The 25,985-nt window shown below is 61.1% G+C and carries 20 protein-coding genes; 14 read left to right on the forward strand and 6 right to left on the reverse strand.

The genetic code is table 11. From position 1 onward, the window contains the following. Window position 1 precedes the first annotated feature (1 nt). From DWZ15_RS05230 to DWZ15_RS05245, 4 genes are read right to left on the reverse strand one after another with little or no spacing between them, the layout of a single operon-like run. Window positions 2-1,801, reverse strand: coding sequence for a Stp1/IreP family PP2C-type Ser/Thr phosphatase (locus DWZ15_RS05230; RefSeq protein ID WP_118449786.1), 1,800 nt, complete (start codon window positions 1,799-1,801; stop codon window positions 2-4). Then, on the reverse strand, window positions 1,798-2,214 hold the full coding sequence (locus DWZ15_RS05235; protein ID WP_006235180.1) for an FHA domain-containing protein: 417 nt from the start codon (window positions 2,212-2,214) through the stop codon (window positions 1,798-1,800). Before DWZ15_RS05235 ends, DWZ15_RS05230 begins: the two co-directional genes overlap by 4 nt. Before the next feature lie 6 nt (window positions 2,215-2,220). Then, the gene (locus DWZ15_RS05240) at window positions 2,221-3,231 is read right to left on the reverse strand and encodes an FhaA domain-containing protein (RefSeq protein ID WP_070097545.1); all 1,011 of its coding nucleotides are present in this window, start codon (window positions 3,229-3,231) and stop codon (window positions 2,221-2,223) included. Then, window positions 3,228-5,081: a serine/threonine-protein kinase gene (locus DWZ15_RS05245; protein WP_118449788.1), complete on the reverse strand. Its 1,854-nt coding sequence runs from the start codon at window positions 5,079-5,081 to the stop codon at window positions 3,228-3,230. Before DWZ15_RS05245 ends, DWZ15_RS05240 begins: the two co-directional genes overlap by 4 nt. 439 nt (window positions 5,082-5,520) lie before the next feature. Here DWZ15_RS05245 and DWZ15_RS05250 point away from each other — a divergent pair, with 439 nt between their 5' ends. The 6 genes from DWZ15_RS05250 (at window position 5,521) to DWZ15_RS05270 (ending at window position 11,356) form a co-directional block, all read left to right on the forward strand. Then, window positions 5,521-7,656, forward strand: a complete 2,136-nt coding sequence (locus DWZ15_RS05250) for a LuxR C-terminal-related transcriptional regulator (protein ID WP_158572498.1) — start codon at window positions 5,521-5,523, stop codon at window positions 7,654-7,656. 109 nt (window positions 7,657-7,765) lie between these two features. Next, on the forward strand, window positions 7,766-8,278 hold the full coding sequence (locus tag DWZ15_RS10415) for a hypothetical protein (protein WP_124785772.1): 513 nt from the start codon (window positions 7,766-7,768) through the stop codon (window positions 8,276-8,278). A gap of 54 nt (window positions 8,279-8,332) precedes the next feature. Further along, complete coding sequence (locus tag DWZ15_RS05255) at window positions 8,333-9,214, forward strand: hypothetical protein (protein WP_089573265.1); 882 nt, start codon at window positions 8,333-8,335, stop codon at window positions 9,212-9,214. Between the two features lie 38 nt (window positions 9,215-9,252). Next, window positions 9,253-10,050: a hypothetical protein gene (locus DWZ15_RS05260; protein WP_147349620.1), complete on the forward strand. Its 798-nt coding sequence runs from the start codon at window positions 9,253-9,255 to the stop codon at window positions 10,048-10,050. A 29-nt stretch (window positions 10,051-10,079) separates the two neighbouring features. Beyond that, on the forward strand, window positions 10,080-10,691 hold the full coding sequence (locus tag DWZ15_RS05265) for an ATP-binding cassette domain-containing protein (protein WP_231500810.1): 612 nt from the start codon (window positions 10,080-10,082) through the stop codon (window positions 10,689-10,691). A gap of 5 nt (window positions 10,692-10,696) precedes the next feature. Next, complete coding sequence (locus tag DWZ15_RS05270) at window positions 10,697-11,356, forward strand: DUF5028 domain-containing protein (protein WP_117584193.1); 660 nt, start codon at window positions 10,697-10,699, stop codon at window positions 11,354-11,356. A gap of 105 nt (window positions 11,357-11,461) precedes the next feature. Here the strand turns inward: DWZ15_RS05270 and DWZ15_RS10490 are convergent, their stop codons facing one another. Further along, on the reverse strand, window positions 11,462-12,178 hold the full coding sequence (locus DWZ15_RS10490; RefSeq protein WP_089573261.1) for a hypothetical protein: 717 nt from the start codon (window positions 12,176-12,178) through the stop codon (window positions 11,462-11,464). A gap of 115 nt (window positions 12,179-12,293) precedes the next feature. Here DWZ15_RS10490 and dnaX point away from each other — a divergent pair, with 115 nt between their 5' ends. Then, entirely contained in the window at window positions 12,294-14,756 is a 2,463-nt protein-coding gene (dnaX, locus tag DWZ15_RS05280) for a DNA polymerase III subunit gamma/tau (RefSeq protein WP_158572499.1), read from the forward strand. A 71-nt stretch (window positions 14,757-14,827) separates the two neighbouring features. On the opposite strand, the gene DWZ15_RS05285 is transcribed toward dnaX, so the two are convergent. Next, complete coding sequence (locus DWZ15_RS05285) at window positions 14,828-15,304, reverse strand: hypothetical protein (RefSeq protein WP_118449796.1); 477 nt, start codon at window positions 15,302-15,304, stop codon at window positions 14,828-14,830. A gap of 184 nt (window positions 15,305-15,488) precedes the next feature. On the opposite strand from DWZ15_RS05285, the gene DWZ15_RS05290 reads away from it, so the two are divergent. The 7 genes from DWZ15_RS05290 to nifJ all read left to right on the forward strand — a co-directional run bounded on the left by DWZ15_RS05290 (window position 15,489) and on the right by nifJ (window position 25,866). Next, a complete protein-coding gene (locus tag DWZ15_RS05290; protein WP_118449798.1) occupies window positions 15,489-16,895 on the forward strand; it encodes an ATP-binding protein in 1,407 nt (468 codons plus the stop codon). 120 nt (window positions 16,896-17,015) lie between these two features. After that, window positions 17,016-17,336, forward strand: a complete 321-nt coding sequence (locus DWZ15_RS05295; RefSeq protein ID WP_006235174.1) for a YbaB/EbfC family nucleoid-associated protein — start codon at window positions 17,016-17,018, stop codon at window positions 17,334-17,336. 13 nt (window positions 17,337-17,349) lie between these two features. After that, on the forward strand, window positions 17,350-17,946 hold the full coding sequence (gene recR, locus DWZ15_RS05300; RefSeq protein WP_118449800.1) for a recombination mediator RecR: 597 nt from the start codon (window positions 17,350-17,352) through the stop codon (window positions 17,944-17,946). A 243-nt stretch (window positions 17,947-18,189) separates the two neighbouring features. Further along, window positions 18,190-19,098 (forward strand): hypothetical protein, encoded by a 909-nt coding sequence (locus DWZ15_RS05305; RefSeq protein WP_147352314.1) that lies wholly within the window; start codon window positions 18,190-18,192, stop codon window positions 19,096-19,098. After that, window positions 19,098-20,936: a hypothetical protein gene (locus tag DWZ15_RS05310; protein ID WP_118449804.1), complete on the forward strand. Its 1,839-nt coding sequence runs from the start codon at window positions 19,098-19,100 to the stop codon at window positions 20,934-20,936. The genes DWZ15_RS05305 and DWZ15_RS05310 overlap by 1 nt, the downstream gene beginning before the upstream one ends. A 3-nt stretch (window positions 20,937-20,939) precedes the next feature. Then, window positions 20,940-21,878, forward strand: a complete 939-nt coding sequence (locus tag DWZ15_RS05315) for an FHA domain-containing protein (RefSeq protein ID WP_118449806.1) — start codon at window positions 20,940-20,942, stop codon at window positions 21,876-21,878. A gap of 448 nt (window positions 21,879-22,326) precedes the next feature. Continuing rightward, window positions 22,327-25,866, forward strand: a complete 3,540-nt coding sequence (gene nifJ, locus DWZ15_RS05320; RefSeq protein ID WP_118449808.1) for a pyruvate:ferredoxin (flavodoxin) oxidoreductase — start codon at window positions 22,327-22,329, stop codon at window positions 25,864-25,866. The last annotated feature ends 119 nt before the right edge of the window (window positions 25,867-25,985 follow it).

A 25,985-nucleotide genomic window follows, 5' to 3' on the forward strand; every position in this document is an offset into this window, starting at 1 on the left:
TCTAATTCTTATCGGAGGCTTCGGCCTCGGCGGACTGTTCGGCGGTTTTCTCGGAATCTGATTCGGAGGTCGATCCCTGATTGGTGTTGTCGCGAATCGTCTGCGCGTCAATCACCTGGCGGGTCTGCTCCTCGTCGATCTGGTGGCGGTACTTGGATATCGTGTCCTGCGCATCGTCGACACTTGTTTGCGGAATGCCCGCCTTGAGGCGGTTTTGCGTGTCTTCGGGCAGGTCGGATAGCTTGATGCTGGTTTCGCTTTCGAGCCAGTGGAGCTTGAGTCCGAGCGGCTTGCCGGGCAGGCCGCGCCAGACGGCGACATTGCCCTGGTAGGTACCCAGGTAGTACGAGCCGGTGACACCCGTGTAGGCCCAGATGCCAGCTGCCAGCACAAAGACGAGGGCCAGAATGGCGGCGATAGTAATGTTGCGGCGACGCACGCGCTGCGCCTCGCGCATAACGCCATCGTCAACCAGGTCAACGACTACTACGGTCACGTTGTCGTGGCCGCCGGCGGCAAGCGCAGCGTCCACTAGGTTGTCGACGCAGATTTGCGCGGTTGAGGACTGCGTGGCGATGTTCTCGATATCGCTATCGGGAATCATGCTCGAAAGGCCGTCAGAGCACAGGATCAGGCGGTCGCCTTCCTCGATATGCAGAGTGAAGTGGTCGGCATACATGGCGGGGTCCGAGCCCAGCGCACGGGTGATGACCGAACGGTTGGGGTGGACGCGAGCCTCGTCTGCCGTAATCTCGCCGGCGTCCACGAGTTCTTCCACATAGGAGTGGTCGCGGGTCACGCGGATGAGCGTGCCCTCGTGGAGCAGGTAGGCGCGCGAGTCGCCCACGTGGGCGATGGCGAGCGTATCGTTTTCGATATAGGCGCAAGTGGCTGTGCAGCCCATGCCGGGCTTGCCCAGGCCATTCAAGGCGGCCTCGATTACGGCGGCGTTAGCGGCCTCGACGGCTGCCGCCAGGCGTGCGGCGTCGGCGGACTGCGGGGCCGTCTTGGCAATAGTCTCAACGGCGATGGAAGAGGCCACCTCGCCGGCAGCGTGACCACCCATGCCGTCGCATACGCAAAAGAGCGGCGACTGCACCAGGTAGGAATCCTCATTGTGCGGGCGCACGCAGCCAACGTCGGAGCGGGCGCCCCACATGAGTTGCGTGGTGGTGCCGGCATCATAGGTCGAGTCGGTCTCGATGCGCTCCTCGGTCAGGGGCTCAAAGCTCATGGTCGACCCGGGGTCTTTGAGCTTGGCCTCAACGGCGGCAACGTCGATTTCGGCTGTGTCACCGGGAGAGACGGTGTCGGTCTCGGCGTTTGATTCGGAATCGCCGGTGTCCGGGGAGTCGGGCTCCTCGGAAACGCGGGCGGTCGGCTCGTCATCTTGCGGGCTGACGTCTATAGGCTCGGGCGCCGGCGTAGACGCGGGCGCAACCTCGGATGCCGGGGCTATGGGAAACGCCGGCGCGGCGGGCTCGGGTGCCGCAAACACCGCAGCGCTCTCGTTGATTGCCGCGGCGACGGGCTCTGCAAAGTGAGCCGGCGCCGGGGTTGCTTCGGGCGCTGTGGGCTGTTCCGCAGCATGTGCGCCGATGGGCGCCGCTACGGCATCCTCTTCGTCCTCGTTATCGGCGAGATCCGAAATATCATGCGTTACTTGCGAAAGAGGCAGGGAGAACACGGTGTCCTCGGGCTCCACGGGTGCGGAGCCCGCCGGAGCGGCGTGGGCCGGCGCAGCTGTGGCGGCGGCCGGTGCCTCGGTCATAGTTGCGGACTTGTTCTCCTCGTCGATCATCGACGGTTCACCTTCATGACCACGTCGCCAATCTGGACTTCGTCGCCCTCACGCAGCGTCGCGGGCTCCACGAGCTGGCGGCCGTTGACGAGCGTGCCGTTAAGCGAGTTGAGGTCCTCGATGATGAGCGCCGGGCCCTGCAGCGAAAAGCGCGCATGCGAGGCCGAGACGAACGGTTCGTTGATGCAGATGTCCGAAGACGGAGAGCGACCGACGATGACGGGGCCGAGCATGTCTACGTGGATGCCGCGGATACCGCGCGGGCCCTTGTCCACATCGATCGTCCAGATAGCCGAGTCGCGGCGCTGCCCGCGCACGAGTCCCACGCCGGTCTTCATGACGGCGAACAGGAAGATATAGAGCAGGGCGACCAGGACGATGCGGCCTGCAAAAAGGACGATATCGATGTTCATAAGCGACTATCCCCTAAATTCAAAGGTACTCAGGCCAAACGTCAGCAGATCGCCGTTGCGCAGCGGGCAGCGCGTAATGCGGCGGTTGTTGACGAGCGTGCCGTTGGTGGAATTGAGGTCCTCGATCGACCAATCCGAGCCCGTAAAGGTGAGCTGGGCGTGGCGGCGCGACACGTTGGGGTCGCGCAGGGCAATGTCGGAAACTGAGCGCTCGCGACCGATGGTCACCTGTGCGGAGGTGATGCTATGGCTCTCGCCGCTCACGACGTCGACGAGCTGGGCGAGCGGGCGCTGCGGGGCGCGAGTGCTCGCCATGTTGGAGGCGATACCGGCTGCGGCGCCTAGGCCCACGGCGGCACCGGTCGCGGCGGCTCCGCCCATGCCGGCAAGCGCGTCGCGCGAGACGGTCTGCGGCACCGGGATAGGAGCGGCGGGGTCGGGGACGCTAGGCGCGAAGGGATCTGCCACGGCAAGCGGGTCGGGAGCGGCGGCGCGAGGCGTCGGCTGCTGCTGGGGCATGGCGGCGGGGCGCTGCTGCTGCGGGGCAGCAAACTGCTGCTGGCCGGCGCGCGGGGCGCTGGCGGCACGGCTTGCCGCGGAGTTGTTCTGGCCCAGGCCGTTTTGATAGGCGCGCTCTTCCTCGTACAGGCGACCGAGCGTGGGGGCATCGACGTTCTCGGCAAAGACCGAGAACTTGCCGGCGCGCAGCTGCGGATCGATCATAAAGCGCACGAGGGGCTCGCCGACAAAGACATAGCGGCGCTTTTCGGCCTGCGCCTTCACAAACTCGCGGACCTCGCGCGAAAGCTCGGGGTAGAACGGGGCGAGCATGGGATCGTCGTCGGCGGCGATAAGGATGGTATAGAGTGCCGGCGCCGTGTTGACGCCATTAATCACCAGAGTCTGATCCTCCATGTCGCGAGCGGCCTGCTTGGCAAGCTTCTTAAAGGAGAACGGGGCACGGGTGGCACCGAAGATGCCGGCCACGTGGTCCTCGAAGATGTTCAGGAAGTTCACGAAAGATCACTCTCCGTATAGGTTCTTTGGTATCCGAGCAAATATAGGCATATCCCAACGATTATAGAGGATAGGGTTCCCGCAACCGCCGCCTTGGCGACGACCGCGGCTGCAAGGCCGGCAATTTCCATATGGTGTGCAAGACAGGACGCCGCTGCGCAGCCGATGCCGGTGACAGCGATGGCAGCGATTGCGGCAAGGTTTGAGCCCTGATCGGCACGCTTGGCATGGGCATTGAGCAGCGCGGATGACGCTGCGGCAGTTGCCGCGACCAGCACAAAGGCAGCCCAAAGGAGCGGGTCTCCCAGCGCTGCGGCAACGTTACCGAGCCCCAGCACGCCTCCGGCTGAAAGCGCGACCGTGGCCAGACGGGCAAAAAGCACGCCCATGCCCGTTGCCGCGGCGGCGCTTGCCGGGCCAAGCCAAAATGACGCGACGCCGGCGGCGACCCCAGCTGCCAGGAAGGTGTTGCCAGTCAGACAGCCAAGCGCGAGTGCACAGGTGAGCGCGGCGCTCGCGGCAGCCTCGGTGCGACCCCAGGCGATCCACCAACCGGACATGGCGGCGGCAAAGATCGCCGCGACGGGCAACATCGACAGGATGCCCTGCGCCTGCATGGTGGCGTTGGCCATGAGCACCAAAAAGCCCACAGCCGAGATGGCCGAGCCGATCTGGGGGGCCAGGCCGGCCGCCGCTCCGATCGCGATAGCCGCAATGACCAGGCCGGGAAGCGCCGCGACGCCGGCCGTCTGCATCAGCAAAAAGCTAAAGGCGCCGCACGTTAGCGCCGAGATAGCGTGCATGGCGTAGTCGCGCGCATGGCTCCAGCGCGTGCCTGCCCAGCCGAGTGCGGGGTCGACTTCGATGGTGTCGTCCTCGTAGTGCGACGGCTCGATATCGTCGAGCTCCTGCTCGTCATCCGAAAGTTCGCCAACCATTTGCTCCAGGCTGCGACGGCCTTCGCGCACGCTGCCCAGACCGGCAAGGAGCTGGTCGCAAAATGCCTCGATGCTGTTGGGGCGGTCCTGCGGCATGGGGGAGAGCGCGCTCATGAGCGCGGCCTCGGCTCCCGGGGGAAAGTGTGGTATCAGCTCGCTGGGATAGGTGGCGCCGCCGATGATGCGGCCGAGCGAGTCGGCGGGCGTGGCCGCCATAAAAGGAGCGCTGCCGCACAGGCCCTCGTAGATCACACAGGCGAGGGCAAAGACATCGGCGCGCTCGTCGACCGTGCCGGTCTCGATATCGAGCTGCTCGGGCGGCATGTAGCCGATGGTGCCGCCGCGTGAGCCGCCAAAGCCACCGGCGGACGACAGCCGCGCCATGCCAAAGTCGGTGAGCTTTACATTGCCCGAGTGGTCGATGAGCACGTTGGCGGGCTTAATGTCCAGGTGGAGTACGCCATTACTGTGGGCGAAGGTGAGCGCCTGGCCCAGGGCATCGGCAATGGCCGCGGCCTCGTCAAAGGTAAGTGAGTGGCCGTCCGCGCGGTGCAAAAACTCGGCCAGCGACATGCCATCGACATATTCCATAACCAGGTAGGCATAGGCTGTGTCGTGCGTAAAGTCGATGACCTGCACGATGTTGGGATGTTGAAGCATGGCGGCAGTGTGCGCCTCGCGCAGGACATCCATGATGTCGCTAGCGGGCATGCCGGCACCGTTGATAAGGGGGATGCGTTTAATGGCGACGCGGCGGCGCAGGTGCGTGTCGCGGCAGATCTCGATGGAGCCAAAACCGCCGGTCGCAAGTGTCTCGAGCGGCTGGTACCGCTTGAGCAGCTCGCGAGAGCTGGTGCCCTCCAAAGGAACGTCCGGCGAGAACCGGGCGGTATGTTGCGAGAAAAGCGGCATGGCCAACCCTCGTGCGTTTAAAGTTCGTTTGCGAGCGGCGGGCGCGGGGCCGAGCCGTTCGCGGTGGCATAGATGCTGCTAGTGTAGCACGCTCGGGCAGATGGCGAGGATAGCGGGATGCGAGGTGGCCCGATCGATTCGGCCCGTTTCGGCTCGTTTGGAAAGCGCATCTCAGTTTTCAGCCAAATTATGGGATGCGCTTTCCAAATGGGGTGGGCTGCGGAAACTGCATCCCAGAATATTGCCCTGGAACGGGATGCGCTTTCCGAACCGGCGTCCAAAAGGAAACCGCATCCCGCTTTGATGTGGGGACTGCGAACAAAAGCCGGACCGTGATCTGGCGCGGATTGGAGTTCGCCTGAATCATTGATGCTGGCTGGTGTGAGAACAGAGATAAACGAGCGGCTCGAGCGATATAATGACACGCTATGGAGGCCGTATGCTCTTTTCCCGCCGTTCTGCTACATTTGCCTGCGCCATTGCGCTTGTCGTAATGGCGGTCACCCCTTATCACCGGTTTTCATCTTCAATCGGCCTAGCGTCAGGTGCAATGACCTGGCTCGTTATCCTGGGCGCATGCCTCGCGGCGTTTGTTCATGGTGCTGCGCTATGCAAGGGGGGAATGAGAAGGCCGAGGCATCTCGGTGCCATCGGTGTTTTCCTTGGTGTTATTGCAACGGTTCCCGAATGGGCCGACCTGGCTTTCTATGCTCGCGGAGACTCTATTCCAATCGTGTTTGCACCGATTTGGTTGTTACATGGCGTTTCGTGTGTCTCGTGCTTTGCTGGGTCGCTGCTTCTCTCATATGTTATTTGGGGCACGGCGGACTCTCCTTTGACGCAGAGGTCGACACGGACTGACGAAAGGGAAACTCGTCACCCGCAGGACGCGATTTTTACAGAAACAATAGCCGTCATGTCTTGCCTGCTGTTTTGCTGTCGAGTTTCATGGAGAGTCGTTCCCGAGCCATGGGGGATGCCCCCTGTAACGGCCGCGTCAATTGGCCTTGCGCTTTTAATTCCGTTGGTCTATCTCGCATTGACTGTGGCCCCGCCGTTTTGCCGCCCTCGTGCCTTTGGCCATGGGCGGCGCGACGTGTTTGCCTGTTCTGCGCTCGTAGCAGTTCCTATTGGTCTTATTCCGGCTGTTGAGGCGGCATACTTCGCAAGCGATGCCGTGGTCATTGCATTGCTGGCGATGGGGTCCGTTATCGCTGCTGCCTTCGTATGCATGTTGCTAAGGGGGAAACGGGACAACAATTCGGATATCGCCTGTGCGTCCGACACATTCGATGCGGGGGTGTTTTCCCCTGCCCTGTCGCCTAGAGAAGAGCAGTTTGTTCGACTGCTGCTCAAAGGGAAAACGCCGGCGGAAATTGCCAAGGAGACGGATACGAAGCCATCGACGGTGAGAACAACGCTTCACCGAGCATACGGGAAGGCGTCGGTTGCGGGCTCACGCGAGCTCGTGGCGCTGTTTGCGGGTGAGGGCGATACTGTAGGGCATGAGCTACCGCAGCGGCATGCTGACGATATAGTGGCATCAGCTCGAACGCGCCGGCTGTTTCGATACCTGCTCACATTATTCTTTATCCTCCTTGCGGCGGGGCCCTTGGTAATGGCGGATAGCGATTGGGGGTCCGGTGTTTCGCGGGCTGTCGCCTTTTCCCTCTTAAGCTACGCATTGGGTCTCGGACTGCTTCTGTCGCTACGCTACGCGGGTGGAAAAGCGAATCGTGGCGCTGCGCTGGATAGAGCGGGTGAAGCGATTTGGCTCGGAAGCCCGTACGTATGGGCGGTGCTATCTGCTGTGGAATGGTCTTTTATCTATATCGCGGCATTGATGTGCATACGCGTTCCGTTGATGGCTGTGCCGGTCCTGTTTTGCGGCGTGGCGTCTACGGCTTCGCTCGCTGTTGGGCTGCGTCCGTTTAAGGTGCATGCCCATGCTCGGGCTATCGTGCCGTTGGTGTCAATGGGCATGGTTGCCTTAATCTATGCGGTCGCTAGGGGGCGAATCCATGGACTTGCGGTGCTGACGGGGGTGCTGCTCACATATATAGTGATGCGAAGCTGTCCGCAGCGCAAAATGCTTGGGATATGGATGCTTTGCTTCGGGGCGACGGCTCCTGTTTGGGCTGTCTTGCTCAATATGGTGCAGGATCTGACGGTTTTCGAGCCGTTGTTCCTCGCGTCGTTGTTGGGGCAAAGTTCGGCTGTCAATGTCGTCGTGGCAACGGTGATTGTTTGCTGGTCTGTGCCCATGTTCGTTACGCACATCGCGCTCGCCCGCTCGGTTGAGGACGAGAAGGCCGTCTTGGAGTACCGGGCGAACGGGTCCACCGAAACGGCCCGCGTGCGCCGGCTGGCCCTGCTTACGTCGCGCTCCCTTTCTGATGTTCAGTCGCAAATTTTGCTGATGACGGCAGAGGGGGCAACGACAAAGGCCATTGCGGAGGATGTCGGTTACGCTGCATCTACGGTGCAAGCGCTGCGGTCTGCATCTTACCGCCAGTTGAAGATCAAGAATAAGGCGGAGCTAATTTTATTGTTATCGCAGGTAAATAACGTGTAAACGCCTGAGCAATCAACTCAATAGCGGGTGTTTACAGACATCTTTCTCTATTCATGCGAAGGTTGCCGTGCGTCGACGCATTGTTAACCGCTTTTGATTGGAGAAGGCCATGATTAAGCCAAGGAGCGCTATTGCTCGAATCGGAGTCGGCTTGGTGATTGCAGCTGGTCTGTCCCTAGGGGTTCCCGCTGCATCGTTTGCACAAGAGGAGTTTGACACCTCTCAGGTTTCCAGCATTACTCAAAACGCCGATACGGGAATTACGACCTGTACGAACAATGCCGATAAGGCATTTAGTTTTCAATGTGCCGGGACGAGTGCAACTGGCTACCGTCAAAAGGATGATTCCTCATCGCTCTATCTGGATATCCAGGGCCATACGGGAAATCCGCTTCGGTTATATACAGACGGTGCGTATAACACAAGCGGTAGCGGCAGCATGAATTGTACTCAGGGAACGTATCGTTCGAATCACAAGGGACAGTGGGAAATGTATAACCTCGTCCGTGAGAACGGGCGATCTGCGGCGCGACTGACTGCATGGGCGGAGTCTGGCTACGGCACTGTTATTGGTGTATGGAGCCCCGACTGCGTCGGGCATTTCCACAAGCTTCCCGCATAGTTGTTTGAAATGGCTCCCTTCCGGCTTTCTGGGTCGGAAGGGGGAGGAGGACGTATGAACCAAAAGCTCGCAAGATACGAACTGTCGAAAACGATTAGACGTCCAGCTTTTATCCTTGCTCTCTTGATTGCGGTCGCAGTTGCAATAGCTGCCGCGCTGGAGCCGTGGGCAAATTTGGAAAAAGAGCGCCACAACCTTCTTTCTTTTGGTTACGGCGTTGGCGTGCAAGCCGAAAATTATCTCGGTCAAACACGTGAAAGCAGCTTCGGTAACTGGATTGTTGTGAGCGCGAACGCGCCACTGTCTGCGTCGGTGTTTTTCTATGCACTGCCCCTGCTTGCAATGTTGGCTGGATCTTGGTCGTGTCTCTTTGAGCGTTTGAGTGGTTATGACATGCAGATATGCACGCGCGTTTCCAGAAAGGCGTACGTGAACGTAAAGATGCTGTCTGCTTTCCTCTCCGCGTTTACAGTGACTGCCATTCCTCTGCTCGTCAATTTCCTGATCGTCTCGATGCTTTTTCCTGCGTATCTTCCTCGGGTCGATGAGTCGACTTACGTAGGACTATACCTGCATAGCTACTTCTCCGGTCTTTTTTATTCGCATCCTTTGTCATATGTGCTCGCATACACGCTGTTCGATGCTGTCACGCTCGGGACTTTATCCATGGCTGTAACTGGCTTCTCAATTTTGTTTCGTAGCAGAATCAAAGCGATAATTGTCCCGTATCTGCTAATGGTTGCGTGGCATTTTGCAAATGGCTGGATCTTCGGCGTAATGGCTTGTGTGGGGTTTAACTGCAATATCCTCAACAGCATCAGGTCGGAATCGCTGAATAACTGGCCAGACATTCGAGCCGGTTTTGCGGAAATCATATTATTGACCCTTGCTTCGTTGGCTTTTTCTGGGGCGTGGAAAAGACGCGAGGTGGTCTGATGCTGTTTAGGCTGGTCGCCGCGGACCTGAGGACCGTTTTGAAGAAGAACATCATCACTTTTATTGCAATTGCGGCAGTGACCGTTGCGAACTTGGTGTACGCCTACGGATTGTCTTCTGTGTATGGGGTTAGAACGGATACCTTGGGGTTTGCGGATAATCTTGCGCTCGTGTTTGCCGGATCTGCTCCGTTTGAGCCTAGGCCCGGGGTCATGTTTGTGCCTCCGCTAGGATGGCTATTTCTCATTCTGCTTATTCTCTATACAACACTCGACTATCCGACCGAATCGTTGCACGGGTTTGGTTTGCAAGCGCTTGTTCGATGCCGGGCAAGAACCCTTTGGTGGGTCTCGCGTTTTATCTTGGTGGCGGCAGTAACGGCATTTTCACTGCTCGTGGTGGTTTGCTCTGTTGTGATTTGGAGCTTGGTGGTGAGCTCCTCGTTCAGCGCGGTCATTCATGGTGAGTCGCTTCAACTGGCTAATTTGGCGCCGTGGTTTCTCAAAGCTGCCGAGGCGGATGCGCTGCCGTTTTTCGTAGGACTCTTTTTTGCTTTCGAGGCGCTTGCGTTTGCGCAGGCAGTGATTGGCTTTGTACTTGGGCCGTCGGTCTCGTTTGTGGTTTTAACGAGCTACCTGATCTGCTCGGCATATGCGCGACATTGGGCGCTATTGGGTAACGCCTTGATGCTGTTGCGCTGGGGCGGAATTGTCAAAGAGGGAATCGCGGCGGGCTCGAGTGGCTTGTTTTCAATTGTGATTATGTCGTTATGCCTATCGTTGGGTGGACTGTGGTTTCGAAGGGCCGACCTTATAGAAAAGGGGGACAAGATATGAGCGTGATCGTTAGGGACGTATCGAAGCGCATGGGCAAAAACGATGTTCTGCGCAACGTGTCCATCGAGGTTGACCCTGGGACTGTGGTCGGGCTTCAGGGGATAAACGGTTCGGGTAAGACCATGCTCATGCGAGCGGTTTGCGGGTTGATCAAGCCTACCGAAGGCGAAATCTCTATCGATGGCCAAAGGCTTGGGGCGGACATCTCGTTCCCGCCGAGTCTGGGGATGTTGATCGAGGCGCCTTCCTTTTTGGGATATCTGTCTGGCTACGACAATCTGAAGCTCATCGCTCAGATCAAGGGCGTTGCCACCCCCGAGGACATTCGCTCTGCCCTGCGGCTCGTGGGGCTCGATGCAGACGAAAAAAAGAAGTTCCGAGCATACTCGCTTGGGATGAAGCAGCGTCTGGGGATAGCTGCGGCAATTATGGAGAAGCCGAAGCTGCTTGTTCTCGATGAGCCAACGAATGCCCTCGACGAAGCGGGCGTTGAAATGCTCAAGCGCGTTGTGGCGATGGCGGCATCAACGGGTCGTGAGGTCCTTCTGTCCAGCCATGACGGAGAGGTGCTCGAGGAACTGGCCGATCGGGTTTACTGCATGCGCGACGGTGCCGTTGTGAAAGTTCGGGAAAGGTCGTGAGCGCGATGAAGAAGACCCTGTGGACGAGAAGATCGGCGCTCGCGCTTTTTTGCTGTGCTGCTGCCGGCCTTGCGGGCATGAGGGTGAGCGTCGTTAACGGGAACCGGACGGTCATTCCTGAGAAATATTACGCGGAGGGCGAATGGCTCTCGATGGATGGAGCGTTTCTGGGGTCGAAGGATGTGGTGACTGATGGGTATTCGTTTTGCATAGACGGGGCAGAGTTGCTCACGCCGCGCGAGTATCTCAAACGAGCACATGACGATTATTCAAAATATGGCACCGTGGATACGAAAACGAGACTGAAGGATGCCGACATCACGTGCGTTATCGCCGTAAAGATGCGTGTCAGAAATAGGGATAATATCGACGGTGGAATCAAAGCGTATGTTTGGCATCTGGTTCCGGAGTCTGCGCCAAACTATGATTTTGTAGTCAATACCGATCTGATAACGCAAGCCATGCCGGTCCTTGGCGGCTCTGCTGCGTTTGCCGTGGAGGTTGGGGCAGAAAACGAGTTGCTCGTCCCATTTATGATGCAGAACACCAACGACTATTTCGAAGGTTACGAGACCGTCCGTTTTGAGAAAGCATTTCCCGGGACTTACACGATGAAGATGACCGATCTGCCGGAGCGGAGGCTCTTAAGGTTTGAAGTGAAATAGCTCGAGAGCAAGGCAAAACGGGTCCATTGGCGGTACGCGCGCCCGATTCCAGGCGCCCCGGCCCGGAATCGGGCGCGGGACGAGGCGCCTTCGGTGTCGGCCGGCCTACCGCTTCTTCTTGCTCTTCTTCTGCTTGCGCTGCTTGCCCTTGGTCTCCTGGGGCTTGTCGCCCTGTTTTGCTTCGGCAGCGGCCTTTTCTGCCTTCATCTTCTTGCGTTTGGTCTCGATGCGGAGTTTTTTGTTGATGCGCGCCTTAAGGAAGGGACCGAACTGCTCGGCATCGCCGCGGACAAAGGTGTCCTTAGGGATCGTCACGCCCTGGTCGGCGAACATGGCCACAAAGATGCGCTCGCCGTCGAGCACGTGGTCGAGCTTTTCAAACGGGAAGAACTGCGACTTGCCGCTCGTGCCCCAAACCATCAGGCCGTCCTCGTTGGCGGCGACGCGGCGATAGCGGCCACCCATGGACTCGTCGGCCTCAACGGCGTCGATAAAGTCGCGGGCGAGGGTGTGGTGCAGGTTTTTGCTCCACCAGGCCAAAAAGGCGCCGAATACGATCAAGACGACGCCAAACTTGATCCAGTTGCCGCCGGCCACCAGCATGCCGATGCCGATGAGCGCGGCAATTGCCGCGGCGACATACAGGGAGCCGCGACGCCTGGGCGAGGCGACCAGGCGGGCGAAGTCGGTGACGAGGTCGTTTTCGTACTGGTACTCGTTGAGGTACAGGATGCCGTCATCGGCTGCTGCCTGCTCCTCGAGCGCGACCTCGACCTGGTCGGCTGCTTCGGAGGGAACGAGGTTGCTCTCTGCGTCTGCCATGCTCTTTGGGCTCCTATCGCGGCGGGCTCGCCGTACGGGTTATTATGAATGCAGTATGCCGTGCGACCGCATGGCCGTCGCGGCAACAAGACTCAGTATACCCGGGGGAGCACCCATGGAATCGTTGTATCGAAAGTATCGCCCGCTCACCTTCGACTCCGTGGTGGGCCAGCAGCATATCGTCTCGACGCTCGAGCACGCCATCACCGAGGGGCGCCTGTCCCACGCGTACCTGTTTTGCGGTCCGCGCGGCACGGGCAAGACCACCATGGCGCGCATTCTTGCCAAGGCGCTGCTCTGCCGCAATGCCGAGGCGGCGCGCGCCGAGGGTGCGAGCGGCTGCATGCCCGACGGCACCTGTGAGGAATGCGAGCTCATCGCCGAGGGCAACCACCCCGATGTCTACGAGCTCGATGCCGCAAGCCGCACGGGCGTAGACAACGTGCGCGAGGAGATCATCAACTCCGTCAACTTTGCCCCGGTGCGTGGCAAGTACAAGATCTATATCATCGACGAGGTCCACATGCTCACGACGGCGGCGTTCAACGCGCTGCTCAAGACGCTCGAGGAGCCGCCGGCGCACGTGATCTTTGTGCTGTGCACCACCGACCCGCAAAAGATTCTGGAGACCATCCTTTCGCGCTGCCAGCGCTTCGATTTCCACCGCATCGGTAACGAGGATATCGAGCGCCGCCTGGCATACGTGTGCGAGCAGGAGGGCTTCGATTACGACGACGAGGCGCTCGCCATCGTGGCGCGCCACGCCAAGGGCGGCATGCGCGACGCGCTCTCCACGCTGGAGCAGCTGAGCGTCTTCGGCAACGGCACCGTGCATGCGGACGATGCCCGCTCGCTTTTGGGCGAAGTTTCGGACCAGATTCTGGGCGAGTTTGCGCGCGCCATTGCCGATCGTGATGTCGCCGATCTGTATGGGCTTATTCGCGCGCAGGTCGAGGAAGGCAACGATCTGCTGGAACTGACGCGCGACCTGGTGGCGCACGTGCGCGACGTGTATGTTGCCTGCGTCGCCGGCGCCCGTGCCGAGCTGTTTGAGGGCGGGGCCGAACAGGCCGAGGCGCTTGCTGCCGAGGCCGCTGCCTTTGGCGAGCATCCTGCCGATCGTTTGGCTCGCGTGCTGACGGTGCTCGACGATGCCGCCTTGGAGATGAGGGGTGCGAGCGACGTGCGCCTGGTGCTCGAGATCGCCTGCACGCGCCTGGCGCGTCCCGAGGCCGATTTGACGATTGAGGCTTTGGCCGAGCGCGTTGCGCGTTTGGAGGCCATGGTTGCCAACGCTGCGGTACCGGCGAACGTGGCTGCTGCTCAGGCCGCCGCGCCTGCGGCGTCCGTACCCGTTGCTGCTCAGCAGCCGACGCTGATCTCGGGTGCCCGAGCCGCTACTCCCGCGGCGACTGCCGCCCCCGCTGCTACGTCCGCGCATCAGGGCGGTATGCCTTGGGACCGTGGTGCTGCCGCTCCGGCGGCTCAGTCTGCGCCCAAGTCCGCGGCTCCTGCGTCGGCGCCCAAACCTGTAACGCCTGCACCTCAACCCGTTGCGGCTCCCGCGCCTGCGGCATCGACCGTGCCGGTGTCCAAGTCCAACACTGCCGCTCAGGTTGCTGCCGCCGGCGCCGCCGAGACCCCTGCGGTTGAGGATGCCGGCGAGCTCCAGCGCAAATGGGCCGAGGTTGTCGAGCGCGTCAAGGCTCGTCAGGCCTCCTACGCGGGACTTTTGCTCAACGCCCGCGCCACGTCAGATGACGGCTCCAAGCTCACGGTCTCGTTCCCCGCGGGCTCGACCTTTGCCATCAAGATGCTCGGACGCGCCGACACGCAGTCGGTGGTCCTGCCGACAGTCAGTGCGGTCTTCGGTCGTCGTACCGTCGACTATGTCCTGGATGGGGGTGGCACGCCGGCTCCTCAACATGAGGAGCATTCTCCATCTGCACGGGCTGCGGTATCTGCGGACCCGCAACCCGTGTCCTCGGCGGCCCCTGCATCCTCGAGCGCCAGCGCTCCGCAGCAGCAGGCGACGCCGGTAGCGGCACCGGCCCCGTCGGCGCCTGAGCCCGCTGCGCCCAAAACTGCTGCCCCGGCGCCCGCGCCCAAGCCCGCTGCCGCGCCTGCGCCCAAGTCATCCGACCTGGCTAAGGCCCCCTGGCTGCGCTCCGACAACCCCGCCGGCGTTCCTGCCACGGGCAAGCTCCCGACCGAGCCTGCGCCCCGTGCGCCCGAGCGCGCGTCCGCCCCCAAATCTCAGCCTGCCGCGCAGTCTGCACCGTGGGAATCCGAGCAGGTTCCCTACGACGATGTCATGGTCGGCGGTTTTGCTGCCGATGCCGGCGGGGACGATCTGCCCCCGTTCGACGTGCCGGGTGCGGCGTCCGCGCCCAAGCCCGCTGCAACTGCCCCCAAAGAGGAGGACGCTCCTGCGGCTCCCTGGGAGTCCAACCCCGGCGCGGGCAGCCCCTTCGGCCATCAAGGCGCAGCCCCAAGCATCCCGCAGACCGAGGACGAGGCCAAAGCCCTCATCCGTAGCGTCTTCGGCCAGTCCACCATCTTCAAACCGGTGGAGTAGTCGTACTGGCGGGTATACTGCTCAAGAAGAGACTTCTTTGCTTTGAACGGCGCTCGTTGGACCTAGGGCCTCTAGCCCATCAGGGACTCTTCTTCCGGGCGCATCTGTATTTCGGACATGTGTAGTGTGGTGCCGCGTATATCGCATTCGAGCAGACAGGCGCGTGACGGTCGGCCTAGGATGCTGAGGTCGATACGATACGTCGCATGGCTGTCCGTGTGCTCGACTTGTTCGGAGCTGACGCTTGCTCCGATTGCCGAATAGTCGCCCAGTTCGGCATCGACAATCTTGGAGTCCTTTATCTTGACCTTGAACTCTTGGTAGAGGGACGGGCTGTTGTAGTAAATGGTTCGGGTTCCGTCGGCGCACTCATCGGTCGTCTCCCATTTGACGACGGGCTGGTCCGAGCCGGCTACCAGCAGTTCTGCTCCAAAGGCTATGGCATGGGTGATGATAACCAGTAATACCCAGCCGGCAAAGAGATAGAGAGCCAAATATGCAACGGGGTGTTTTGAGCGGATGCTTTGGAGTACGGCTGGGACATTCACGAGGGCACCTCCAAATTGTCATCTATGACAATCAAATTATACCCCGCCGCCATGCGCACCGCCTCGAGCAGCGGCTTGGCATTTAGCCGTGCGGATAAATTGTCTGATTCCTGCTCAACTAGATTTAGCTTGAGATATTATGCAAGTGTGAATTATTCAACATTGCATAATTCGGGAGTGCATAATGTTTGTCGGACGCGAAGCAGAGCTTGCAAAACTCGAATCCCTTTATGAGCGGCGTTCATTTCAGATGGCCGTCGTGTACGGTCGTCGGCGCGTGGGAAAGACGACGCTGATTAACGAGTTCTGCCGCGGCAAAAGGACGCTCTCGTTTACCGCTCTCGAGCAAAGCGACGCCGACAACCTTGCGGATTTTAATCGCGCTATCGCCAGCTTTTTCAATCTCCCCACATCGATTGGCGGGTTCTCTTCCTGGGCCGACGCGCTGTCCTTCATCGCCGACCGGGCACGAACCGAGCGGTTTGTCTTTGTTTTCGACGAGTTTCCCTATGCGGCGATGCGCAACGAGGCGCTGCCCTCGATTTTCCAGGTCGCCATCGACCGGGCCTTCAGGGAAACGAACGCATTTCTCATTCTTTGCGGCAGCAATCAGGGTTTTATGGAAAGCAATGTGCTGGGACGCAAAAGCCCCCTGTTTGGCCGGCGCACGGCTCAAATCAAGGTGCGCGACCTTGGATTTAGGGATGCAGCCAAGATGCTTCCGGGTCTGAGCGCTCATGAGGCTTTTAAATTTTACGGCTGCTTTGGCGGTGTCCCGTACTATCTGCAGCAGCTGGATTCGAGCATGGGACTCAAGGAGAATCTGGCCCGGCTTTACTTCGATCCCATGGGGTTTCTCTATGGCGAGCCTGAGGGCCTGATTCGTCAGGAGTTTCAGGAGCCGGCAATGTATAACTCGATTTTGCGGGCTGTGGCTGCCGGTGCAAACCGCGCAAAGCAAATCGCAGATCGCGTGGGTGTTGCCCAGACAACGTTGCCCCGCTATCTCAAGGCACTGGAATCGGTGGGAATTATCGAAAAGGTCGTTCCGTTTGGCGAGAGTGTCGAAACCAGCAAGCGCGGAATCTATCGGCTTTCCGAGCCGTGCTATGCATTTTGGTTCCGGTTCGTCATGCCGTATTCGTCCGATATCGAGGGCGGTTTGGGCCAGGCAGTTGTCAACGCGCTTCCAGAAGAGCAACTGAACGAATACCTGGGTCATCGGTTTGAGGCGTTGTGTGCCGAGTGGCTGGTTGAGCAGGCGAAACAGGGCAAGTTGCCAATTCCGGCAACGGCAGTGTCGTCGTGGTGGGGAACGAATCCCGACAAACGGGCTCAGGATGATATCGATGTTTTAGCTGCCGATCGGGTGTCAAAGCGTCTGGTGATCGGGGAGTGCAAATACAGGGAATCGTTTGACGAGTCGGCAGAGATTAACGATCTCGAAAGCAAGCGAGGCTTGGTAAAAGGTTTCACCGCCTCTCATTTCATGTTGTTTTGCAAGCATGATGTGAGCGCCGCGACAAAGAAGAAGCTCGCCGGACGCGAAGATTGGCAAATCGTCACGCTCCAGGACATGTATATCGACTGAGGTAACACGTCCGCCCCGCTTGCTGGCCTCGCGCCGTGGTACGATTTTTGAGTTTGAAAGTCCCGCCGCGCTCCGGCTGCCCTTGCAGCTCGGCGTGCGGCCGCACGTAAAGGAGCCATCATGGCCGGTATGAACATGCAGCAGATGATGAAGCAGGCCCGCAAGATGCAGGAGCAGCTTGCCGCCGCGCAGGAGAACCTCAAGTCCCAGACCGTCGACGCCTCTGCCGGCGGCGGCATGGTCAAGGTGACCGTCAACGGCGAGATGGAGCTCGTCAACCTCACCATCGATCCCGATGCCCTCGATCCCGAGGACGTCGATATGCTGCAGGACATGATCATGGCTGCTGTCAACGAGGCCGTTCGCGGCGTCAACGAGCTCGCCAACAAGCAGATGGGCGCCATCACCGGCGGCCTCAACATCCCGGGCATGCCGTTCTAAGACGCGCATATATATGAGTGCCAACCATAGTCTGCAAAAGCTGCTCGATGAGCTGGGTCGTCTACCGGGCATTGGTCCCAAGTCGGCCCAGCGCATCGCCTATTACCTGCTCGAGGCCGATGCCGAGGAGGCCCGCCGCCTGGCCGAGGCCATCCTGGAGGTCAAGCAGGAGGTTCACTTTTGTAGCCGTTGCTTTAACTACGCCACGGCCGACGAGTGCTCCATCTGCCAGGACCCGATGCGCGATACCACTCGCATTTGCGTGGTGGGCGAGCCGCGCGACGTCCAGGCAATCGAACGCACGGGCAGCTACCATGGCCTGTACCATGTGCTGGGCGGCGTGATCAGCCCCATGGACAAGATCGGTCCCGAGCAGCTGCATATCCGCGAACTGCTGGCGCGCCTGGGCCACGAGGACATCCACGAGATCATTATCGCCACCAACCCCAACATTGAGGGCGAGACCACGGCGAGCTACCTTGCTCGCACCATCAAGCCATTGGGCGTTGAGGTATCGCGTCTTGCGAGCGGCCTGCCCGTGGGCGGCGACTTGGAGTATGCCGACGAGCTTACGCTTGGCCGCGCTATCGAGGCCCGCCGCGCGATCTAAGCGGCGTCAGCTTCGCGGCATGTCCCGTCGGCCTGCCGCACGGGGCACTCATAATTGGGTGCGCGTTCATTTATTTGTTGTGCAACAAACCTGCTTTTCATCCGCTTATCGCGTGGATGGGTCCGCTCGCACCTCGTATTTGCCCATTCGTTGCGCAACCTTTTGGGTTCGCTGATACACTCAAACGTGGATATGAAAGAATGCGCCGCTTTTAAGCGGCGTGTTTTTGTTGGAGGAGAACGCATGCGGCCCGGGGGCACTCAGACAAAGCACGGCGCCGCGGTGCGCATGCGACGCCGGCTGGGCCTGGCGCCTCGGGCGTATGTGCTGCTGTCTTGCTCGCTCGTGCTGGTCATAGCCAGTGTTTCGGCTTATGGCGTGACGGTACCATCCATGGTGCAGGCGCATGCTGCGCGCGATCTGCATATTGGGCGCAAGGCCAAAAGCGACTTGGGAACGACAACTGGATATGCGTGGGCGAGCGTGGTCTCGCACGTTGTGTTCGGTGGCGACGATGCGGACAGTCCCGAAACATCGGACAACGAGATCACGCTGGCAAACGGCAAGACCATCGTGCTCACCAACACCAAGGTCATTACGAAGCTTTCCAACAACAGCGTGGCATCTATCGTTAACAAGGCGGAGCAGCAGAAGGAACAGGGTACGCAGCAGGCGGGTAAAACCGGCGGCTCGGATGGGTCCGGTTCTGGCACCGGTTCGTCGGGCTCGGACGGCGGTTCCGGTTCGGGCTCCGCTTCTGGCGGCGGATCTTCGAGTGGTGGCTCGATGGACGGCGGCGCCGGCGGCGACACGGGCTCGGGTAGCCTCTCAGCTGCCGAGGAGGAGAGTATCCACAGTTGGCTCGTGACCAAATACAACATGCTCGATGGCTATGTCGCCCGCGCCAATAGCGTGGTGTCGACCTATAACGCCACGGGCGACACCGGACCGTGCGACAGCCTGGTCAATGACATGTTTGTCATCCGTGCCGAGTTTGGCCGGCAGACGTTTCCTCCCCAGTCAAAGTGGTATCGACAATTCGCCAACCTTTGGGGCTGCTACACAAACCTGTGTCAATGGGTCGGACATTACGGCGACGATAACGTCGCGCTCAACAACTTCAATAACAATGTGGCGGCGATCGCTCTGTGATGACCAATCTTGTTTCCGCCACAAGCCAATCGCTTGCCCACGATCCCATGGTGGGCCTGCGCCTGGCGCGCGTCGATGGGTTTGAGCCGGCCGTCGCCCTGGGCACGGACGAGCTTCCCGCCTACCTGCGCCGTTTTACGATGCTGTTTGCCGATGACGCCACCATGCGCCGCGGCGGTATCGGCCGCGTGACGCGTGCCGTCAACGCGCAGGGCGAGGCCGTGGCGCTCAAGCAGCTCATCTTGCCAACGCGCGACGAATTTGATGACGATGTCGCCCACGAGGCACTGGTCACCAAGTTCAAGGCGGCGTTTCGCGAGGAATATGAATGCCATCGTGCCCTTTCGGGCCTTAAGGGCTTTCCCCGCTTGTACGGGTGGGGCGAGGTCGACGGCGTGCCCGCGATTGTCATGGAGTGGGTCGAGGGCGAGACGCTCGCTCGCCTGCGCTCGCGCCTTGCCGTGGACGATGCCGGGCGTCTGTCGCCGCTCGTTGCGGCGCGCCTAGGTCGCGACCTGTTCGATCTGCTCTGCCGCATGAGCTTGGTAGGCGAGGGGTTCGTCCATCGCGATGTCTCGCCCGCTAATATTATGGTGCGCACGGCGCGCCTGCCGCTCGACCGACAGCTTGCCGAAGGCACCTTCGACCTGTGCTTGATCGACTTTGGCTCGTCGCTGGCGCTCGAGCCCGCCTCTGCGGTGGCCGGCGCCGGCGGCAAGGCGTCGTTTACCGAGCGCTATGCCACGTTGCGCCGCGCGACGGTGGCCTACGCCCCGCCCGAGATGCTCACCGACGATATTCCCGACCTGCGCATGCTTCGCATGTCGCCGGCGATCGATGTCTATGCAGCGGCGAGTACGGTCTACGAGCTCATCGCCGGTGTCGCGCCGTACGAAGTAGCGCCGGGTGCGTCGGGTACTTCGGGCTCGCGCAAAAAGACTCGCGATATCGCCAGCCCTTATCGCCTCAAGATGGATACGCTGCCCGATTATCCCGTCGGCGCCCACGCGCCCGGCTGCGACTTGACGCAACTGCTGCGACGCGAGCCCGATGTGGCACTTGCCGCGGCCGAACAGGCTCAGCAGCTGGGGCTCGATCCAAATTCCGAGGATCTGCGCGATGCGCTGGCGTTTGTCGACGCTCAGCTGTTCGATGTGGTGATGGCCTGCCTGTCCTGCCATCAGGAAGATCGTCCCGAGCCGGCTGCGGTGGAGGCGGCGCTCTCGGCATTTTGTGACCACTATGCGCAAAATGTCGCCCGCTCGCTTCGCGCCGAGCCGCTCATGCCGTGCCCGATGGAGGTATCGGGGCACACGGCCCGGCGCGCGGCGATGGTTGGTGCGACGGCGGTATGCGGCGTGCTTTGGGCTGTGGTCGTGGTATCAGCGGCGCTGTTGGCGTCGGGCGCCCATGTGACGCTCATCGTGGGACCGCTTATGTGGTCCGGGAAGCTGCCAGCCATTATCGCCGCGCTGGCGTTGGCGCTGCCGGGCATGGTGGGCATTGCCGCCGGAGCCTTGGCGCGCAATCGCCGCGCGGGGTTCCTGCGGGGCGTGTTGGCCCTTTCCGCCTGCGAGGTCCCGGCTCTGGCTGCACTCGCATGTACCGTGTTTTCCCAGCATGCCGTGGCGGGTGGCCTGGTGGCCGCCATAATTGCAACCTATGCGCTCACGTGGTTTTTGCTGGCGATGGGGTTTGCCTTTGAGCTTCCCGTCGTGTCAGCGCGACGTGTGAAAATTCCCATGGCGACGCCGCTTGCCGGCGGAGCCGCGGCTGCCCGCGCCTTTGGCGGGCCGGCCGAAGTATCCGACACTATCTCTGCGACCAAGGAGGGCTAAGCCATGGCTTCTCAAGCCGAGCTCACCCCGTGCGGGGCAATGTTTGACATCTTTAAGCGCGCAGCGCACCTGAGCCATATCGAACTGTGCGGCCTGGTGCTCTCGAGCCGCCCGCTCGTCGACGGCCGTAGTCCGCAGAGCCGTGCCGCCGATCGCTCCTGGGTTTCGCGCTTTATCGTGCGCGCGCCGGTCGGCACGCTGCAGGAACGTTATTTTGCCGATTACGGCACCTCGGCCGCGCGCATTATGTCGCAGCTGGCCCTGCGCCGTCGCAATCCCATGGACGCCGCGGCCGTGACCAATATGGTGTGCGGCCCCGCTGGCGAGCCCATGGTGCGGGCACTCGAGGAATGCCATCAGGACACGAATCTCTATCGTAATGCGCTCGAGCGCCTGTCGCAGGCGGCTGAGCTCATGCCCGCCGAGCGCGCCGAGGCCATCCTGGTGCTGTTTGTCGCCGTGGGTTGCTCGGCAGATGTCCGCTCGTCGGTGACCTATGCCATCGACTACGCTCATGCGACCTGTGGCGGCGCCACGTCGACGCCGCGCTCGCTGAGCACATCTTCGGTCGCGGGCGAGCACGAGGCCGCGCCGGCGCATCCGTTGGGACTGTTGCGCGTGCAAAACGGCTACGTGGTGAGCGCCCCGCGCTGGATCCAGCCGAGTGAGGAAGGCGTCGAGATCGGCGCGCTGGCAACGGGGGAGGGCGACATCACCGATGTCGGCGACGATGTCTCGGCCCGCCATGCCCATATCTGGTGCGACGATTCTGGCACATGGTTTGTCGAGGACCTGTCGTCCACGAACGGCACCGTGGTGGTAAACGGGGCCACGAGCGTGTGTATTCAAGTAGAGCCCGGCCGCTCCGCCCGGCTCAACCCCGGTGACGAGCTCAAACTCGGCGAATCCACCACCTATGCCATCCTCCTTGGTGCCCTCTAGCCGGCAGATAGGGACGCTCCTTTTCTGCCGGCACTTGGGGACACTCCTTGGCGCGTCAGAGCCAGTCGCCCGGGGATGGAGGGGCCATTTTGGCCCTTGGCGGTCACCCAAGGTAAACCTTTACCGCCCGCCTATATTTGCCGAAATTACACTTGACGGCGGGGTACAATAAACCCGCATGCGGATTTCCGTTGCGGGCGCCTCCCATCGCCGGGGCGTGCCCGGGAGCATCCGGCATGCGGCCTTTGCGGCGCTCGGTCATGTGCAAGACGGGTAGCTGGGCCTGCGGTGCGCAAGCGCCCCTCGCCTTGGCATGCCTTCTCTCCACGCCATGCACCTGCTGCCAAGTCCGCCTGCCAGATGATTGGAAGCAACAGCGAAAATCCCATCACGCCAACATCCCGGCGATCGCCGGGGCCTGTATACCTATATGAGAGGAGAGGGGTATATGGCGCGTAAGTTTAAGTCTATGGACGGCAACGAGGCGGCCGCATATGTTTCGTATGCGTACACCGAGGTAGCGGGAATCTATCCCATTACGCCGTCCAGCCCGATGGCCGACCATGTCGACCAGTGGGCGGCCCAGGGTCGCAAGAACATCTTCGGCACCCCGGTCAAGGTCGTCGAGATGGAGTCCGAGGCAGGTGCAGCCGGTACCGTTCACGGTTCGCTGGGCGCCGGTGCTCTGACCACCACCTACACGGCTTCTCAGGGTCTGCTCCTGATGATCCCGAACATGTACAAGATCGCGGGCGAGCAGCTCCCGGGCGTTTTCCACGTCTCCGCGCGTTGCGTCGCTTCGCACGCCCTGAACATCTTTGGCGATCACTCCGACGTCATGGCCTGCCGTCAGACCGGCTTCGCCATGCTCGCCGAGGGCAACGTCCAGGAGGTCATGGACCTCTCGCCGGTGGCTCACCTTGCCGCCATCGAGGGCAAGACCCCGTTCCTTAACTTCTTCGATGGCTTCCGCACCAGCCACGAGATCCAGAAGGTCGCCATGTGGGACTACAAGGATCTTGCCGAGATGTGCGACATGGACGCCGTCCAGGCTTTCCGCGATCACGCGCTCAACCCTGAGCACCCGCATACCCGCGGTAGCCACGAGAACGGCGATATCTTCTTCCAGAACCGCGAGGCCTGCAACAAGGTCTACGACGAGCTTCCCGCCGTCGTCGAGGGCTACATGAAGAAGATCAACGAGAAGCTCGGCACCGATTACGGCCTGTTCAACTACTACGGCGCTCCCGATGCTGATCGCGTCGTCGTGTGCATGGGCTCCTTCTGCGACGTGCTCGAGGAAGTCATCGACTACCTCAACGCTCACGGCGAGAAGGTCGGCCTGGTCAAGGTTCGCCTGTTCCGTCCGTTCTCCATCAAGCACTTTGTCGACGTTCTCCCCGAGACCGTCCAGAAGATTGCCGTCATGGACCGCACCAAGGAGCCGGGTTCCATCGGCGAGCCGCTCTACCAGGACGTCGTTTCTGCTCTCTACGAGGCCGGCAAGACGGGCATCAAGGTCGTCGGCGGCCGTTACGGCCTGGGCAGCAAGGACACGCCTCCCGCGTCCGCGTTCGCTGTCTTCGAGGAGCTCAAGAAGGACGAGCCCAAGCGCGAGTTCACCATCGGCATCGTCGATGACGTGACCAACCTGAGCCTGCCCGAGGCCGAGGATGCGCCCAACACTGCAGCCCCCGGCACCATCGAGTGCAAGTTCTGGGGTCTGGGTGGCGACGGTACCGTCGGCGCCAACAAGAACTCGATCAAGATCATCGGCGACCACACCGACAAGTACGTCCAGGCCTACTTCCAGTACGACTCCAAGAAGACCGGCGGCGTCACCGTCTCGCACCTGCGCTTTGGTGATTCCCCGATTCGTTCGCCGTACTACGTGACCAAGGCCGACTTTGTTGCCTGCCACAACCCCAGCTACATCGTCAAGGGCTTCAAGATGGTCCGCGACGTCAAGCCGGGCGGCACCTTCCTGGTCAACTGCCAGTGGAGCGACGAGGAGTTCGCCGAGCACATGCCCGCCGTGGCCAAGCGCTACATCGCGAACAACAACGTCAACGTCTACCTGATCGACGCTATCGACCTGGCCGCCAAGGTCGGCATGGGCAAGCGCACCAACACGGTGCTCCAGTCCGCCTTCTTCGCGCTGGCCAAGGTCCTGCCCGCCGAGGACGCCCTGCAGTACATGAAGGACGCGGCTACCAAGTCCTACATGAAGAAGGGCCAGGCCATCGTCGACGCCAACCACAAGGCCATCGATGCCGGCGCTACCGCCTTCCATAAGTTCGAGGTTCCGGCCGACTGGGCTACTGCCGAGGATGCCGCTCCCGTCGAGCTCTCCGAGGAGACCAAGTCCGCCATCGCCCAGCAGGTCAAGAACCTGCTCGAGCCCATCGATCGCATGGATGGCGACAGCCTGCCCGTTTCCGCCTTTGTCGATTGCGCCGACGGCCAGTTTGAGCTGGGCGCCTCCGCATACGAGAAGCGCGGCGTCGCCGTGGTCGTTCCTCACTGGGACGAGACCAAGTGCATCCAGTGCAACCAGTGCGCCTATGTGTGCCCGCATGCCACCATCCGTCCGTTCGCGATGACCGAGGACGAGGCTGCCGCCGCGCCCGAGGCTACCCGCACGCTCGACGCCATGGGCCCCAAGGCCAAGGGCATGAAGTTCACCATGGCCGTGTCCCCGCTCGACTGCATGGGCTGCACCAACTGCGTCAAGGTCTGCCCCAAGGGCGCCCTCGAGATGGTTCCCACCGAGCAGGAGATGGACCAGCAGCCCGTTTGGGACTACATGGTCGAGAACGTCTCCGAGAAGAAGGAGCTCATCGCGGCCAACGTCAAGGGCAGCCAGTTTAAGCAGCCCTACCTGGAGTTCTCTGGCTCCTGCGCCGGCTGCGCCGAGACCGCCTATGCACGTCTGGTGACCCAGGTCGCCGGCGACCGCATGTTCATCTCCAACGCCACCGGCTGCTCCTCCATTTGGGGCAACCCCGCTGCCACCGCTCCTTACTGCAAGGACAAGGACGGTCACGGCCCGGCGTGGAACAACTCCCTGTTCGAGGACAATGCCGAGCACGGTCTGGGCATGGCCGTGGGCTATGAGGCTGTTCAGCACAAGCTGATTGCCGCCACCCAGGAGATCATCGCCGCCGATGGTCCGTCCGACGAGCTCAAGGCTGCCGGCCAGGCTTGGATTGACTCTGTCAACGACGCCGAGGCCTCCAAGACCGCTGCCGCTGCCTACGTTGCCGAGCTCGAGAAGTGCGGCTGCGAGGCTTCCAAGGCAATCCTCGCCGACAAGGCTTACCTCACCAAGAAGTCCTTCTGGATCTTCGGCGGCGACGGTTGGGCCTACGACATCGGCTTCGGTGGCCTGGATCACGTCCTGGCTTCCGGCCACAATGTCAACGTCTTTGTCTTCGACACCGAGGTTTACTCCAACACCGGCGGTCAGGCCTCCAAGGCCTCGAACCTGGGCCAGGTTGCTCAGTTCGCCGCTGCCGGTAAGGTGACCAAGAAGAAGTCCCTGGCCGAGATTGCCATGAGCTACGGCTACGTCTACGTGGCGCAGGTCGCCATGGGCGCCAACCCGGCTCAGACCCTCAAGGCCATCCACGAGGCCGAGGCCTACGACGGCCCGTCCCTCATCATCGGCTACAGCCCCTGCGAGATGCACTCCATCAAGAAGGGCGGCATGCAGAACTGCCAGGCCGAGATGAAGAAGGCTGTCGAGTGCGGTTACTGGAACCTCTTCCGCTTCAACCCCGAGGCTGCTGCCGGCAAGAAGTTCTCGCTCGATTCCAAGGAGCCCGCGGGCGGTTATCAGGAGTTCCTGATGAACGAGGCCCGTTACGCTTCGCTGACGCGTTCCTTCCCCGAGCGCGCCGAGGAGCTCTTCAAGGAGAACGAGCAGGCCGCTATGGATCGCTACGCTCACCTGCTGAAGCTCAAGACGGTGTACAACGAGGCCTAAGTCTCCCACCGCAGGATCTGAGGGCTGACCTTCGCGGACGTCCTCGGACATGAAGGAACCCCCGCTGCGCACTGAACTGCGCCCCAATTCTTGGACGGGCTAATAAGCGGCCTACGCCG

The sequence above is a fragment of the Collinsella sp. AF29-7AC genome, assembly GCF_003475665.1.
In the GTDB taxonomy this organism is placed as follows: domain Bacteria; phylum Actinomycetota; class Coriobacteriia; order Coriobacteriales; family Coriobacteriaceae; genus Collinsella.

What these genes read in the sequence shown, in the direction of transcription:
- DWZ15_RS05235 (WP_006235180.1), bottom strand. Translation starts at nt 2,214, where the DNA reads ATGAACATCGATATCGTCCTTTTTGCAGGCCGCATCGTCCTGGTCGCC.
- DWZ15_RS05315 (WP_118449806.1), top strand. Translation starts at nt 20,940, where the DNA reads ATGGCTTCTCAAGCCGAGCTCACCCCGTGCGGGGCAATGTTTGACATC.
- DWZ15_RS05270 (WP_117584193.1), top strand. Translation starts at nt 10,697, where the DNA reads ATGAAGAAGACCCTGTGGACGAGAAGATCGGCGCTCGCGCTTTTTTGC.
- DWZ15_RS10415 (WP_124785772.1), top strand. Translation starts at nt 7,766, where the DNA reads ATGATTAAGCCAAGGAGCGCTATTGCTCGAATCGGAGTCGGCTTGGTG.
- DWZ15_RS05295 (WP_006235174.1), top strand. Translation starts at nt 17,016, where the DNA reads ATGGCCGGTATGAACATGCAGCAGATGATGAAGCAGGCCCGCAAGATG.
- DWZ15_RS05245 (WP_118449788.1), bottom strand. Translation starts at nt 5,081, where the DNA reads ATGCCGCTTTTCTCGCAACATACCGCCCGGTTCTCGCCGGACGTTCCT.
- nifJ (WP_118449808.1), top strand. Translation starts at nt 22,327, where the DNA reads ATGGCGCGTAAGTTTAAGTCTATGGACGGCAACGAGGCGGCCGCATAT.
- recR (WP_118449800.1), top strand. Translation starts at nt 17,350, where the DNA reads ATGAGTGCCAACCATAGTCTGCAAAAGCTGCTCGATGAGCTGGGTCGT.
- DWZ15_RS05250 (WP_158572498.1), top strand. Translation starts at nt 5,521, where the DNA reads ATGCTCTTTTCCCGCCGTTCTGCTACATTTGCCTGCGCCATTGCGCTT.
- DWZ15_RS05290 (WP_118449798.1), top strand. Translation starts at nt 15,489, where the DNA reads ATGTTTGTCGGACGCGAAGCAGAGCTTGCAAAACTCGAATCCCTTTAT.
- dnaX (WP_158572499.1), top strand. Translation starts at nt 12,294, where the DNA reads ATGGAATCGTTGTATCGAAAGTATCGCCCGCTCACCTTCGACTCCGTG.
- DWZ15_RS05310 (WP_118449804.1), top strand. Translation starts at nt 19,098, where the DNA reads ATGACCAATCTTGTTTCCGCCACAAGCCAATCGCTTGCCCACGATCCC.
- DWZ15_RS05265 (WP_231500810.1), top strand. Translation starts at nt 10,080, where the DNA reads ATGGGCAAAAACGATGTTCTGCGCAACGTGTCCATCGAGGTTGACCCT.
- DWZ15_RS05230 (WP_118449786.1), bottom strand. Translation starts at nt 1,801, where the DNA reads ATGATCGACGAGGAGAACAAGTCCGCAACTATGACCGAGGCACCGGCC.
- DWZ15_RS05305 (WP_147352314.1), top strand. Translation starts at nt 18,190, where the DNA reads ATGCGGCCCGGGGGCACTCAGACAAAGCACGGCGCCGCGGTGCGCATG.
- DWZ15_RS10490 (WP_089573261.1), bottom strand. Translation starts at nt 12,178, where the DNA reads ATGGCAGACGCAGAGAGCAACCTCGTTCCCTCCGAAGCAGCCGACCAG.
- DWZ15_RS05255 (WP_089573265.1), top strand. Translation starts at nt 8,333, where the DNA reads ATGAACCAAAAGCTCGCAAGATACGAACTGTCGAAAACGATTAGACGT.